This window comes from Microbacterium sp. NPDC089695, from assembly GCF_044749085.1.
GTDB lineage: Bacteria > Actinomycetota > Actinomycetes > Actinomycetales > Microbacteriaceae > Microbacterium.
In genome coordinates, this window is sequence record NZ_JBIVHG010000001.1 from 2222160 (window position 1) to 2235810 (window position 13651).

A 13651-nucleotide genomic window follows, 5' to 3' on the forward strand; every position below is an offset into this window, starting at 1 on the left:
GGCGGATCCCTTTCTCCGCACTCCTTCTGCACGGACGCGCTGCAGGGTCATCCTGTCCACACGGCCGCAGCCCAGCGGCCCTCCTCACGGCGCCCGGCGGGCACGACCGTGAGGATGGACGGATGCCGTCATCCGCTCCTCCCGGCCTCCTCTCGATCGCGAGCTCGATCGGGTCCGAGATCCTCGCGCTCGTCCTCGCGGCGACCTGCGCCGGCTGCGGTGCTGTCGAGACGCTTCTGTGCGACCGGTGTCGTGCGGCTCTCGCACCCGAGCCGTTCGACCTCCGCACGCCGGCCGGACTCCCTGTGCGCGCCGCGTTCTGGTTCGACGGGGTGCCTGCGACGTGCATCCGCCGGTTCAAGGACGACGGCGAGACGCTGCTCGCGAGGCCCGTCGGCGCTGCCCTCCAGAGCGTTCTCCCGGCTGCCCGTGACCGACATGCCGATCTCGTGCCGGTTCCGACCTCGGGGCGATCACTGCGTCGGCGCGGATACCGGGTGCCCGAGATGCTCCTCCGACGTGCCGGCGCTCGCCCGGTGAGCGCGCTCGCCGCGACACGCGGGCGGCGGGATCAGCGCGGCCTCGACGTCGCGCACCGCGCCGACAACGTCCGCGGCGGCATGCGCGCGCGACGAGAGGGCTCAGGGCGCCGCGCGGTCGTCGTGGACGACGTCATGACCACGGGGGCGACCCTCGACGAGGCGGCGCGAACGCTCGAGAGCGCCGGATATCTCGTGGTCTCCGCTGTCGTGCTCGCCGCCACGCCGCGTCACAGCGGACCCAGAGCGGATGCATCGGCGACACGGAGGAAATGACCCGTGACATCTGTCGTCGGGCGGACTACCGTGGGGGGTCACAAGGCGACCACGGTCCGCCCTTGGCCGGGAGGACCGGGACAAGGAGGCAGCAATGGAAACGAGCATCGTCGGCGTCGGAGTGGGTATCACCGATCGCTTCCGGTCCGTTGTCGAGGAGAAGATCGCCAGGATCCAGACGCTCGCCGCTCGAGCGCAGCGGCTGGACGTCAAGGTCACCCACCGGGTGTATCGCAACGGCCAGGTTCCTGAAGAGACCGTGGAGCTCACGCTCGTCGGCAAGGGGCCGGTCGTCCGCGCGGAGGCCACAGACGGCGACAAGTTCGTCGCCCTCGACCTCTCCGTCGACAAGATGGCGGAGCAGCTCCGCCGCGCCAAGGAGAAGCGCGTCGACGGCCGACAGCATCCTCGCGGGGCGCACTTCGAGAAGGGCAGCGGCGCACTCGAAGGCATCGACGTGCAGCCCGCGTCCGCCGATGTGCTGCGTGCCGTCGCGACCGGCAGCGTCCCGGTGCAGAACGATGAGGACGAGGTCTACTCGCCCGTGGTCATCCGCACCAAGAGCTTCGACGCCGAGTGGATGACGGTCGAGGAGGCCGTCGACCGCATGGAACTCGTGGGGCACGACTTCTTCCTGTTCGTCGATGCCAGCACCGACCACCCGAGCGTCGTGTACCGCCGCAAGGGCTGGGACTACGGCGTGATCGCGCTCGACACGCAGGCTCCGCCCGCGGAGGCGCTCGCCTCCTGACCGCAGGAACGGAACGGCCCGCCCCCGATGGGGCGGGCCGTTCCTCGTCTGTCCGGGCCGTGCGCCGGATCCCGGCGCGTCAGTCGAAGATGCCGTCGAGCAGGCTGCCGATCACGAGCCCGCCGAGGATGCCGGAGGCGATGTCACCGCCGCCGCCACCGCGTCGTCCGCCGCCCCAGCCGCCGCCACCGCCCCAGCCGTCGCCCCCGCCCCAGCCCTGATCCTGGGGGCGGGACGAGTCGATGTCGCGCTGCGCGAGCTGCAGCGCCTCGGCCGCGAGGTGCGCGACCCGGCGCGCGCTCGCGAGCGCCTGGTCGCGAGTGTCCTCGGCGGGCAGCAGATCGGCGAGGTCGACGCGCAGACGCTCGGCCTCGGCGAGCCGCGTCCGAGCGTCGGCACCGATCCAGCCGCGGTGGCCCGAGATGAGACCGCGGGCGACGCCGAGCTGCCGGTCGGCATCGTCGATCGCGTGCTGCACCTGGGCGATGCTGGGCAGCGGATGCTCCGCGCGATGCCGTGCCTTGGCGATCGCGTCGTCGAGAGCGGTGTTGGCCTCGCGCAGACGCGAGAGCTCGGCGAAGGGATCGCCGGGCGTCCCCGCCGGGGAGAGGGTGCTCAGAGCGCCCTGCAGATCGGAGACCGCTGCGGCGACGGCGGGCACCTGCGGGGCCGTGCGCGCGGCGATGAGGTCGCTCCGTGAATCGGCGACGACCTCGGCGAGGGTCGACTCGGCGCGCAGCGCCTCGATCTCGAAGTCCTCGACGGCGTCGAGCAGCGCCGCCGCGCGGCGGGTCGCCTCCGTCGCGGTCTCGAGGGCGAGGTTGGCCTCTTCGTTCTGCTTGGCCTCGCGCCGTCGCTCCGACACGTCGGCGCCGTGGGTGGCGAACGCGATGAGCTGTTCGGCCTCGACGGCGCTGGCCGTGATCTGATGCATGGCCGAGTCGGAGTACCGCGCCGAGAGCCGTGTCACGGTGTCGTTGGTGTGCGGGATCCGGGTGCTCAGCGCCGCGGCATCCGCGCGCACCTGGGCGATCACCTCGGGTGCGCGTCGCACTTTCGCGATCGACTCGGCGAGGTCCGACGTCTTCTCGTCGAGGAGATCCTGCGCCCATTCGCACAGCTGGACGATGCGCGCGTTGCGGGTGCGCAGCTCCTCGTCGGTGTCGGGGATCTCGTCGTGATTCAGCTGGTGGAGCTGGAAGGCCTCGCGCAGGTGCGTCCGCACGGCGTCGAGCGCCCTCGCCAGGTCGCCCGTGAGCGAGTCGCCCAGCTCGGCCTGAGCGAACACCAGTTCGTCGGAGGTCGACCGGATGCGCTCGTCCGCGGCGACCAGCGCCTGCTCGGCGCGCCGCGCCAGATCGGCGTCCTGTGCGGCGAGTTCTTCCTTCTCGCGCTTGCGTCTGCCCCAAATACCAGCCATGCCTCAGATCCTAGTTTCCCGGGCCTCTGGGCGGGCTGTGCATCCGCTCCAGGCGAACGCGGGTTCAGACGAGCGCAGGACCTGACGTTCGCGGGCGGCCCCGCTTGGGGCGTTCGGCGGTGAGCTCCAGTGCGAGCGCGTGCTGCGGATGCGCGGCGAGACGCTCGCCGACATGGTCGAGCCAGCGGAGCTCCGCATCCGCGGCGAACATCATCGAGTCCATGACGAGCGCGTGGGCGAGGCCCTCGGCATCCGCGTCGCCGCGCTCGTCCCGCCGACGTCGCAGATCGTCGAGGCGCGCCGTGGTCTCCGCGCGCTGTCGGGCGATGACCTCCGCGGCGTCAGCGCCGGGCAGCGTCGCGGCCACGGAGATCTTGATCGCGAGCTCGTCGCGAGCCGCACCCCGCTCGACGGGGGAGAGGAGCCAGCGATCGACGTCGTCGGCTCCCTCGTCGGTGATCTCCCAGTACACATGCCCCTGCGCGTCGGGAGCGCCTCGGCGTACGAACCCGTCGCGTTCGAGGCGTTCGAGCGTGTTGTAGATCTGACCGACGTTGAGCGACCAGACGGCACCCGTGCGCCGGTCGAACTCATGGCGCAACTGGTATCCGTAGCACGGGCCCTGCGCGAGGATCGCGAGCAGGCTCTGGCGTACCGACATGGGAACCTCCTGGAGTCGTCGACCAATATATACATACCCGGAAACGCGCCGGCGGCGCGCCATGCAGGCGACGTGCAGGTCACGGGCCGGTAACATGGCGAGGTATGCCGGGCGCGACGACCGATCGACGGCGGCGCCGGACCCATCGACAGGGAGATGACATCTGTGGCCAATCCTCTTGAGAAGCTGCTGCGCGCCGGCGAGGGGCGGGTCATCCGCCGCCTGAACCAGGTGGTGAAGGCCGTCAACGCGCTGGAAGAGGACATCTCGAAGCTCACCGACGAGGAGCTCCGCAACGAGACGACCGAGCTGCGCGCCCGCTTCGAGAAGGGCGAGACGCTCGACCAGCTCATGCCCGAGGCGTTCGCGGCCGTCCGCGAGGCCGCGAAGCGCACGCTCGGCATGCGCGCCTACGACGTGCAGATCATGGGTGGAGCGGCCCTTCATCTGGGCAACATCGCCGAGATGAAGACCGGTGAGGGCAAGACCCTCGTCGCGACGTTCCCCGCGTACCTGAACGCGATCGCGGGCGAGGGCGTCCACGTCATCACCGTCAACGACTTCCTCGCGAGCTATCAGGCCGAGCTCATGGGACGCGTGTACCGCGCCCTCGGCATGACCACGGGCATCATCGTCTCGGGTCAGACCCCCGCCGTCCGTCGGGAGCAGTACGCGGCCGACATCACCTACGGCACGAACAACGAGTTCGGCTTCGACTACCTGCGCGACAACATGGCGTGGCGCAAGGACGACCTGGTGCAGCGCGAGCACTTCTTCGCGATCGTCGACGAGGTCGACTCGATCCTGATCGACGAGGCGCGGACGCCGCTCATCATCTCCGGGCCTTCGTCGGGCGAGGCGAACCGCTGGTTCGCCGAGTTCGCGAAGATCGCCCGCACGCTGGAGGCGGGCGAGGACTACGAGGTCGACGAGAAGAAGCGGACGGTCGGCGTTCTCGAGCCCGGCATCGAGAAGGTCGAGGACTACCTCGGCATCGACAACCTCTACGAGTCGGCTAACACCCCGCTGATCTCGTTCCTCAACAACTCGATCAAGGCGCTGGCGCTCTTCAAGAAGGACACCGACTACGTCGTCATGAACGACGAGGTCATGATCGTCGACGAGCACACCGGCCGCATCCTCGTGGGGCGTCGTTACAACGAGGGCATCCACCAGGCGATCGAGGCGAAAGAGGGCGTGCCGGTCAAGGCCGAGAACCAGACGCTCGCGACCGTCACGCTGCAGAACTACTTCCGCCTGTACGACAAGCTCGCGGGCATGACCGGTACCGCCGAGACCGAGGCGGCCGAGTTCATGTCGACGTACAAGCTCGGCGTGATCCCGATCCCGACCAACCGGCCCATGGTCCGCAAAGACCAGTCCGACCTCGTCTACAAGAACGAGACCGCGAAGTTCGCGCAGGTCGTCGAGGACATCGCCGAGCGCCACGCAGCCGGTCAGCCCGTGCTCGTCGGCACCGTCAGCGTCGAGAAGAGCGAGTACCTGTCGCGTCTGCTGGCCAAGAAGGGCGTCAAGCACGAGGTGCTCAACGCGAAGAACCACGCGCGTGAGGCCGAGATCGTCGCCCGCGCCGGACGTCTGGGTGCCGTGACGGTCGCCACGAACATGGCAGGTCGAGGCACCGACATCATGCTCGGCGGCAACGCCGAGTTCCTCGCCGTGCAGGAGCTCAAGAGCAAGGGTCTCGACCCCGTCGAGACTCCCGAGGAGTACGAGGTCGCCTGGGACGAAGCCTACGAGTCGATGAAGTCCGTGGTCGCCGAAGAGGCCACCAAGGTGCAGGAGGCCGGCGGCCTCTACGTCCTCGGCACGGAGCGCCACGAGTCGCGCCGCATCGACAACCAGCTGCGCGGACGATCCGGACGTCAGGGCGACCCCGGCGAGAGCCGGTTCTACCTCAGCCTCACCGACGACCTCATGCGGCTGTTCCAGTCGGGTGCCGCGGAGGCGATCCTGTCGCGCACGAACTTCCCCGATGACGTGCCGATCGAGTCGGGCCTGGTGTCTCGAGCGATCCGCAGCGCGCAGTCGCAGGTCGAGGCGCGGAACGCCGAGATGCGCAAGAACGTGCTCAAGTACGACGACGTCCTGAACCGGCAGCGCGAAGCGATCTATGCGGACCGTCGGCACATGCTGCAGGGCGACGACATCGCCGACCGCGTGCAGCACTTCATCGAGGACGCGATCAGCGGCGTGGTGAGCGACCACACCGGCGAGGGGCACAACGAGAGCTGGGACTTCGACGCCCTGTGGACCGAGCTCAAGACCCTGTACCCGGTCAGCGTCACGATCGACGAGGTCGTCTCCGAGGCGGCCGACCGCAAGGGCGGCATCACGGCGGACGGACTCACCCGCGAGCTGCTCTCCGACGCGAAGATCGCCTACGAGACCCGCGAGGAGTCGCTGGGAGAACCGGCCACGCGCGAGCTCGAGCGTCGCGTGGTGCTGCAGGTGCTCGATCGTCGCTGGCGCGACCACCTCTACGAGATGGACTACCTCAAGGACGGCATCGGCCTGCGGGCCATGGCCCAGCGCGACCCGCTCATCGAGTACCAGCGCGAAGGCTACGCGATGTTCCAGTCGATGATGGGCCAGATCAAGGAGGAGTCGGTCGGCTACCTCTACAACCTCGAGGTCGAGGTGCGCCGCGCCGGCGACTCCGAGACCGCCGAGGTCGAGGCCAAGGGGCTGTCCGACGGCGCCGGCGAGCAGCGTCTCGAGTACTCCGCGGCGAACGACGCCGGCGAGGTCGAGGTCCGCAACGAGCGTGGTCAGGTGCAGCAGGCGGCGACAGATCGTCTGCGTCAGGCGGCTGCGCGCGCCCAGGCTCCGCAGCAGGAGGCGCCCGCCGCGGAGGCCCCGCGCGGTGCGTTCGGACAGCGCACGGATGCCGCCGAGGCGCCGGCCGCCGGCAACCGCGAGCAGCGACGGGCGCAGTCCAAGAAGAAGAAGTAGAGCGCGCCGCGACGCGTTCGGCGAAGAGGGCCAGTCCGTGCGGATTGGCCCTCTTCGCGCCCCTGTAGGCTTGCGCAATGACACCATCGCGCCACTTCGACCAGTCGTCGAAGCTCAAGAACGTCCTGTACGAGATCCGTGGGAACACGCTCGTCGAGGCGGCGCGACTCGAGGCCGAGGGCCACCGCATCCTGAAGCTGAACACCGGCAATCCCGCGATCTTCGGCTTCGAAGCACCGCACCAGATCGTGCACGACATGCTCGCCGCGCTCCCGACGGCCCACGGCTACAGCGACAGCAAGGGCATCGTGTCGGCACGCCGCGCGGTGGTCAGCAGATACGAGCAGATCGAGGGGTTCCCGCGCTTCGACCCGGAGGACGTCTTCCTCGGGAACGGCGTGTCCGAGCTCATCACGATGACCATGCAGGCTCTGCTCGACGAGGGCGACGAGGTGCTGATCCCCGCACCCGACTACCCACTGTGGACCGCCATGACGAGCCTGGCCGGCGGCACTCCCGTGCACTACGTGTGCGACGAGGACGACGAATGGCAGCCCGATCTCGAGGACATCCGCTCGAAGATCACCCCCCGCACCAAGGCGATGGTGATCATCAACCCGAACAACCCGACCGGCGTCGTGTACTCGAAGGAGATCCTCGAGGGCATGGTGCAGATCGCACGTGAGCATGAACTGCTCCTGCTCTCGGACGAGATCTACGACCGCATCCTGTTCGACGACGCGGTCCACATCCCGACGGCGACTCTCGCCCCCGACCTGCTCTGCCTGACGTTCAACGGTCTGTCGAAGACGTACCGTGTCGCCGGCTACCGCTCAGGATGGCTCGTGATCACGGGTCCGCAGTCACATGCCAAGGGATTCCTCGAGGGGATCACGCTGCTCGCCTCGACGCGACTGTGCCCGAACGTGCCTTCGCAGTACGCCGTGCAGGCCGCACTGGGGGGCGTGCAGTCGATCGATGCGCTCATCGCGCCGACGGGGCGCCTGCACGAGCAGCGGGACATCGCCTGGCAAGGCCTCGAGGCGATACCCGGAGTGTCGTGCGTCAAGCCGCAGGGCGCGCTCTACGCCTTCCCGCGGCTCGATCCGAACGTGCATGAGATCCGTGACGACGCAAAGCTCGTGTACGACCTCCTCGTGTCCGAGCACATCCTGCTCGTGCAGGGCACCGGATTCAACTGGGCGACCCCCGATCACCTCCGTATCGTCACGCTCCCCGAGCCGCGGGTCCTCGCAGAAGCCGTCGAACGACTCGGGAACTTCCTCGCGAGCTACCGCCAGTAGCGACCGGGGCTTCGGGTACGAGCGAGGCCGCTGCTCTGCGTACAGCGGCGACGAACGCCGAGCGCGGCGCGACCTCGGACGGCGGGCGAGCGTGCAGCAGCGCTGCATCCGTCGCTCGGTCGTCGAACGGAAGGAACGCGATGTCGGAGACCCCGGCGAACCTTTCGAGCGTGCGCCGTATCTGGCTCCGCGCGTCGATGCCGAGTGGGCCGGGTCGTGTCTTGTTGACGAGCACCCTGATCGGTGTGCCGGGTGCGAGTCGAGAGAGCTCGGCGTGATCGCGGAGGAAGCGGCTGATCCCCACAGGGTCGGCGGACACCACCGCCAGCACGATGTCGGCTTCGGCGAGCACGGCCGTCGTCGCGGCATGGCGGCGTGGGCCGCTGACGTCGAACGTGACCTCGTCGTCGGCATCGAGCGCAGCAGACACGTCGACGACGGAGTCCTGCGCCCAGCTCCGACAGGCGCGAAGCGCGGCGTGCACGCGTGATGCCGTGAGCTCCGGCCATCGCGACGGGCGATTGATCCCGCTCAGGACGGAGATGTCACCGCCGCTCGTCGGCACGACCACCGACAGTCGATGCAACTCGGCGTCGTCGAGAGCACCCATCTCGGCACGGCGGCAGGCGGCGGCGATGCCGGGAGCCTCGTCGCTCAGCCCCAGGAGCAGCGAGATCGACGGAGCGACCGTGTCGGCGTCGACCAGAGCCGTGCGTCGACCGTGGCGTGCGAGCTCGACCGCCGACTGGATGGCCACGATCGACCGGCCGGGAGCACCCGCGGGCCCCCACACCGCGATGACGCGGTTCGGGGACGTCGCGGGGGCGGACGGCGCGATCGACTCCGCCTCGTGGAGTGCGGCGAGAACCTCCCATCCGCTCGCGTCCGGGGCGAGCGAACCCGCGAGTCCGTACCGCGCCAGAAGTCGGCTGTCATGCTCGCCCAGGGGGATGACGCGCACCGCCGCACGGTCGCAAGCCAGGATGAACGCCGGGGTGAGCAGCGTGCGAGAGGCGGGGACCACCACGGCGTCGACGCCGTCGAGCCGTGCGCCCAGCGCGGAAGGAGGCGCCACATCGGTGTCGACGCCCTCCAGCGCCAGTTCGGCGGCCAGTGCGTCGGCACGCGGCTGGGGGAGGCCGATGAGTATCGTCGTCATCGTGTTCCGACCGGGACGATCGAGAGCGCCGCGCCGCTGGAGATCGCGGCGAGCACGTCGGCGACGGCTGCCCGCGCCACCGTGAGCTCGACGGCCGCGTTGCCGGTGTCGAGCACAGCGTCGTCGTCGACCAGGGCATGGACGATCGCGTCACCCACCACGACCCGTGGTGGCACGGGAGCACCGTCATCCGCGGCGACGGGAGTCTCCCAGAGCTCGACGACGGTGCCGGCGGCCACGTCGTGCGGCACGCCCGTGCTGCTCGTGACGACGACGGTCGTGGTGCGGCGGGAATCCTGATCGACCAGGGCGGAGCGCGGGACGAGTTCGCCCTCATCGAGGGTGCGGGCCGAGACGACACCGGGGCGGAGTGTGGAGGGCGAGACGTAGTCGTCGGTGAGCGCGCCGAGGTTCGCCTCGACCGGTCGCAGGTCGTCGGCTGTGATCGTCTCGCCCAGCACGATGGTCCGGTTCGCCTGGTACACCGGCGTGGTGGAACCGGCCGAGGAGACCACGAGCCAGACGCCGCCGATCGCGGCGGCGACGAGGCCGAGACCGATGACGAAGCGCAGATCGCTCCAGAACGCGCGTCGAGGATGCAGGGGTGTGCTCATGCCACACATGCAAACAGAAAACCGCGGCGGCCTCCGTGAGTTATCCACACTGCTCACCGGATCCCGGCATCCGGTGGGCACAGGTGGAGAATAGGGGCATGTCCGACTCGTCAGCGCAGGCCGCGCGTTATCTCGCGCCCTCGCAGGTCGCCGAGCTGCTGGGCATCGAGGTGCATGAGGTCGTCGAGCTCGTGCACCAGGGGCGCCTGCGTGGCTGCCGCCTCGGCTCTCCGCCGCGATGGCGCATCGACGAGTCCAGCATCGAGGGCTACCTCGCCGAGCAGGCGGAGGAGACACGGCGAATGGCGCTGTGGCGGCAGGCGAACGAGGCGAGTTTTCCGGAGCTGTGGGGGACCGCTCGCACTCACGGTATGTGAGATCCGACGATCTGCACGCCGGCGATCGCGCGGAACGGCACGATCCGGAATCCCGTCACGCCGCTCACGGAACGCGGTGAGCCGGCATCGTGCACCGCGAGGTCGAGGTGGTCGGCGCCCGCGCGATCGATCGTCCCGTGCAGGTCCGGTCCCTCGACGCGGAGAACCCGAACCGGTGCGCGCCGTCGCGCGAGGTCTCGCAGCACGAACCCGAGCGTCATGCGCTCGCGGAGACCGTCGTCGGCGTTCCCGGTATCGAGGCTCGCGAGCAGCAGGCCGTGATCGACGTCGAGCCCGAGGATCGCGTTCAGCGGGACGATCCGCGTCGCACGCGCACGATCGGCGCCTTCCGCCTCGGTCAGCACCATCGCCGACCAGTCCGCACCCAGGGTCTGCAGTCGCACGCGGACCCGGCCGCACCCGGCCACATCGACCGTCGCGGAGGCGCCCGAGGCCGTGAGGATGCGCAGACGGTCGCGCAGGTCGAGCCGCGAGATCCGCAGGCGCTCCGACTCGGCATCCAGCGCGGCGCGCTCACTCTCCCATTCCGAGGCGAGCTGGCTCTCGAGGTCTTCGAACAGGCGGTCCCAGTGCACCCCACATACCGTAGGCGAACCGATCACCGGACATACGAGTTATCCACACTCTTCGCGCTCGCCCCCTTTCCGCCGTTCCTTCCCGTGCTCTACTGGCGGCAGTTTTCCCGGATGGAGAGTGCCTCAGATGTCGCTTCACGAGTACTTCGGACCGCAGCCCACGCCGCGAGTCGAGCTGCCAGACCCGCTCCCGCTGCTGCGCAGCCTCACACGCGGAGTCCTCGAAGTGCTCGCCGGGATCAGGGAGGTGGACCAGCTCGCCCGCTGGTTCAGCGAGGACGCGTACCGAACCCTGGTGACGCGTGCGAACCTCTCCGCACGGGCACGGAGCGCCCGGGGCATGGCACCGGCGCGTCCGTCGTTCGACATCCTGTCGATCCGCACCTCCGAGCCCGCAGACGGCGTGGTCGAGGCCGTCGTGGTCGTCGCTGGGCCCGGTCGCACGCGCGCGGTCGCCGTGCGTCTGGAAGGGCTCGACCGGCGCTGGCGCGCGACGTCGCTGGCCATTCTCTGAGCCGACGCGCTCTAGGCTGGACGGGTGTCAACCCTCAGTGATCTCGCCCACGCCCAGGGTCGTCTGACCGACAACGACGTCGAGTGGCTCCACCGGCTCGCCGGTGACGGCCAGCTGCTCGCCGATCTGGCCTCCGCGGACATCGTCGTGTGGGTCCAGACCGAGGACGGCTCGTTCATCGCGGTCGCCCACGCTCGTCCGAGCGGCGCAGCGACGCTGTTCTACCGCGACATCGTCGGAGAACGCGTGCGTCCGCAGTGGCGCACGCAGGTGCAGGGCGCCTTCGACTCCGCGGAGATCGTCGACTCCTCCTCACCCGACTGGTTCGAGGAGACCCCGACCCGCGTCCGGGCCGTGCCGATCGTCAACGTGCGCGGCGACGCCGAGCGGCGTCCGTCGGTGATCGGTGTCGTGACGCGGCACACCAACCTCGGTGAGGCGCGCACGCCCTCTCGGCAGCAGATCACGTTCGACGAATGCGCCGACGATCTGTTCCGCATGATCGCCGACGGCAGCTTCCCCGATCTCGCGGCACCTACCTCCCCGCGCCGGGGGGCGCCGCGTGCGTCGGACGGGCTGATCCGCATCGACGTGGACGGCATCACGACCTTCGCGAGTCCGAACGCGCTCTCGGCGTTCAACCGCATGGGCTTCGACGACGAGCTCGAGGGCGAGTCGCTCGCCGAGGTCACGACGCGGCTGGTCCCGCCGTCGCGACAGGTCGACGAGTCACTGCCCGTCGTCGTGACGGGACGCGCGCCATGGCGGACGGACATCGAGGCACGGGGCGTCACGGTATCGCTCCGCGCCATCCCGCTCAAGGATCGCGGCACGCGGATCGGCGCGATCGTGCTGTGCCGTGACGTGTCGGAGCTGCGTCACCAGGAGCAGGAGCTGATCACCAAGGACGCGACGATCCGCGAGATCCACCACCGCGTCAAGAACAACCTGCAGACGGTCGCCTCCCTGCTCCGGATCCAGGCACGGCGCACGCACTCCGACGAGGCCCGGGATGCGCTCACCCAGGCGATGCGGCGTGTCGACGCGATCGCCGTGGTGCACGACACCCTCGCCCAGGGGCTGACCCAGAAGGTCGATTTCGACGAGGTCTTCCACCGCGTCCTCAAGCTCGTCGCCGAGGTCGCATCGGCGCCCAACACTCGGGCGCGGACGCAGTCCACCGGACGATTCGGCGTGCTGCCGAGCGAGTACGCTACGCCTCTCGCGCTGGCTCTCACCGAGGTCGTCACGAACGCTGTCGAGCACGGGCTCGCGGGTCAGGAGGGCATCGTCACGATCGATGCCGCTCGCACCGAGGAGAACCTGCGGGTGACCGTGCGCGATACGGGCCACGGTCTGCCCGAGGGACGCATCGGCCAGGGGCTCGGGACGCAGATCATCCGCACCCTGATCCAGGGCGAGCTGAGCGGCTCGATCGAATGGCGGGGGAGTGAGGGCGCGGGCACGGAGGTCGTGATCGACATCCCCCTGCGCTGGCTCACTACCTGATCGCGAGGAGACGCGCATCCGGAGGAGACCCGGAGCGTACACGCGAAAGCGGCCCGAGACATCGTCTCGGGCCGCTCGTCGTCGTGGTCAGGATGCGCGGCGGGCGCGTGCGGCGCGGCGCTTGAGAGCGCGGCGCTCGTCTTCGGAGAGGCCGCCCCATACGCCCGAGTCCTGGCTGGACTCGAGGGCGTACTGCAGGCAGATCTCGGTCACCGTGCAGGTGGCGCAGACCGTCTTCGCCTTCTCGATCTGATCGACGGCCGGGCCGGTGTTCCCGACGGGGAAGAAAAGCTCGGGGTCGACAGTCAAGCAGGCGGCTTTGTCGCGCCAATCCATAGGGGGCTCCTCGGTGTGGGACTTGTGAATCGTCGCAGCGCGACGACACGGATTTCGGGTCGCAGTTCGGGTTCAGCTACCCTGTTGAGATACGGACGGTTGCCCGCATTCTGTGATGCGGGCACGAAGCCCGCCCCACGCCGCTGTGGGAGCACATGACGTTGTCTATTCTGTTACATGAACCAGGCGAAATCAAGGGTTTCTTCGCTTCTCATTCGATTCCCAGGAGACAACGTGCGCTCACCGGCCCTCGCTTTCGCCGCCGCCGCGATCCTCGCCCTCGAGGCGCTCGCGCTGATCGTGTTCGCGCTGATCGAGATCGTCGGACTGGGCTCGGGGGATGCGTCGTCGTTGCCGACCGCGATCGCATTGATCGTGCTCACGGTGATCGGCGCCGTCGCTCTGGCCGCCTTCGCGATCGGGACGCGATCGGGGCGTTCCTGGGCCCGCTCGGGCGGCATCGTCTTCCAGGTGCTGGCCGTCGCGATCGCTCTGGCGTCGCTGACGATCCAGCCCGTCCAGTGGCTGTTCACCCTGGCTGTCGGAGTGCCCGGCCTGGTGTGCTTCGTTCTGCTGATAGCGACCACGCGCGCCGAGAACGCGACGCCGTCGGAGTAGC

14 protein-coding genes are annotated in these 13651 nt (G+C 69.3%); 8 read left to right on the forward strand and 6 right to left on the reverse strand.

Annotated features, from left to right (window positions below; all coding sequences use genetic code 11):
- Window positions 1-122: 122 nt before the first annotated feature.
- Complete coding sequence (locus ACIPYT_RS10650) at window positions 123-815, forward strand: ComF family protein (RefSeq protein ID WP_401073483.1); 693 nt, start codon at window positions 123-125, stop codon at window positions 813-815.
- A 94-nt stretch (window positions 816-909) separates the two neighbouring features.
- Complete coding sequence (hpf, locus tag ACIPYT_RS10655; RefSeq protein ID WP_401073486.1) at window positions 910-1566, forward strand: ribosome hibernation-promoting factor, HPF/YfiA family; 657 nt, start codon at window positions 910-912, stop codon at window positions 1564-1566.
- 79 nt (window positions 1567-1645) lie between these two features.
- On the opposite strand, the gene ACIPYT_RS10660 is transcribed toward hpf, so the two are convergent.
- Window positions 1646-2986 (reverse strand): hypothetical protein, encoded by a 1341-nt coding sequence (locus tag ACIPYT_RS10660; RefSeq protein ID WP_401073489.1) that lies wholly within the window; start codon window positions 2984-2986, stop codon window positions 1646-1648.
- Window positions 2987-3050: 64 nt separating this feature from the next.
- Window positions 3051-3647, reverse strand: coding sequence for a PadR family transcriptional regulator (locus ACIPYT_RS10665; protein WP_401073491.1), 597 nt, complete (start codon window positions 3645-3647; stop codon window positions 3051-3053).
- A 165-nt stretch (window positions 3648-3812) separates the two neighbouring features.
- Here ACIPYT_RS10665 and secA point away from each other — a divergent pair, with 165 nt between their 5' ends.
- Both secA and ACIPYT_RS10675 read left to right on the forward strand, forming a co-directional pair.
- Window positions 3813-6623, forward strand: a complete 2811-nt coding sequence (gene secA, locus ACIPYT_RS10670; RefSeq protein ID WP_401073494.1) for a preprotein translocase subunit SecA — start codon at window positions 3813-3815, stop codon at window positions 6621-6623.
- A 77-nt stretch (window positions 6624-6700) separates the two neighbouring features.
- Window positions 6701-7927 (forward strand): pyridoxal phosphate-dependent aminotransferase, encoded by a 1227-nt coding sequence (locus ACIPYT_RS10675; protein ID WP_401073496.1) that lies wholly within the window; start codon window positions 6701-6703, stop codon window positions 7925-7927.
- Here the strand turns inward: ACIPYT_RS10675 and ACIPYT_RS10680 are convergent.
- Entirely contained in the window at window positions 7851-9086 is a 1236-nt protein-coding gene (locus tag ACIPYT_RS10680; RefSeq protein WP_401073499.1) for a CpaE family protein, read from the reverse strand. The genes ACIPYT_RS10675 and ACIPYT_RS10680 overlap by 77 nt on opposite strands.
- Window positions 9083-9700, reverse strand: a complete 618-nt coding sequence (locus ACIPYT_RS10685; protein ID WP_401073502.1) for a hypothetical protein — start codon at window positions 9698-9700, stop codon at window positions 9083-9085. Before ACIPYT_RS10685 ends, ACIPYT_RS10680 begins: the two co-directional genes overlap by 4 nt.
- A 98-nt stretch (window positions 9701-9798) precedes the next feature.
- Between ACIPYT_RS10685 and ACIPYT_RS10690 the strand changes: the two genes are divergently transcribed.
- On the forward strand, window positions 9799-10077 hold the full coding sequence (locus ACIPYT_RS10690) for a helix-turn-helix domain-containing protein (RefSeq protein WP_401073505.1): 279 nt from the start codon (window positions 9799-9801) through the stop codon (window positions 10075-10077).
- Here ACIPYT_RS10690 and ACIPYT_RS10695 read toward each other — a convergent pair.
- Window positions 10065-10673: a hypothetical protein gene (locus ACIPYT_RS10695; RefSeq protein WP_401073508.1), complete on the reverse strand. Its 609-nt coding sequence runs from the start codon at window positions 10671-10673 to the stop codon at window positions 10065-10067. The two genes, ACIPYT_RS10690 and ACIPYT_RS10695, sit on opposite strands and share 13 nt — an antisense overlap.
- A 127-nt stretch (window positions 10674-10800) precedes the next feature.
- Between ACIPYT_RS10695 and ACIPYT_RS10700 the strand changes: the two genes are divergently transcribed.
- On the forward strand, window positions 10801-11187 hold the full coding sequence (locus ACIPYT_RS10700; protein ID WP_401073511.1) for an Rv3235 family protein: 387 nt from the start codon (window positions 10801-10803) through the stop codon (window positions 11185-11187).
- Window positions 11188-11211: 24 nt separating this feature from the next.
- Window positions 11212-12696, forward strand: coding sequence for a sensor histidine kinase (locus tag ACIPYT_RS10705; RefSeq protein WP_401073514.1), 1485 nt, complete (start codon window positions 11212-11214; stop codon window positions 12694-12696).
- Between the two features lie 87 nt (window positions 12697-12783).
- On the opposite strand, the gene ACIPYT_RS10710 is transcribed toward ACIPYT_RS10705, so the two are convergent.
- The gene (locus ACIPYT_RS10710; RefSeq protein ID WP_028503730.1) at window positions 12784-13032 is read right to left on the reverse strand and encodes a WhiB family transcriptional regulator; all 249 of its coding nucleotides are present in this window, start codon (window positions 13030-13032) and stop codon (window positions 12784-12786) included.
- Window positions 13033-13266: 234 nt separating this feature from the next.
- Between ACIPYT_RS10710 and ACIPYT_RS10715 the strand changes: the two genes are divergently transcribed.
- Window positions 13267-13650 (forward strand): hypothetical protein, encoded by a 384-nt coding sequence (locus tag ACIPYT_RS10715; protein ID WP_401073516.1) that lies wholly within the window; start codon window positions 13267-13269, stop codon window positions 13648-13650.
- Window position 13651: the final 1 nt, after the last annotated feature.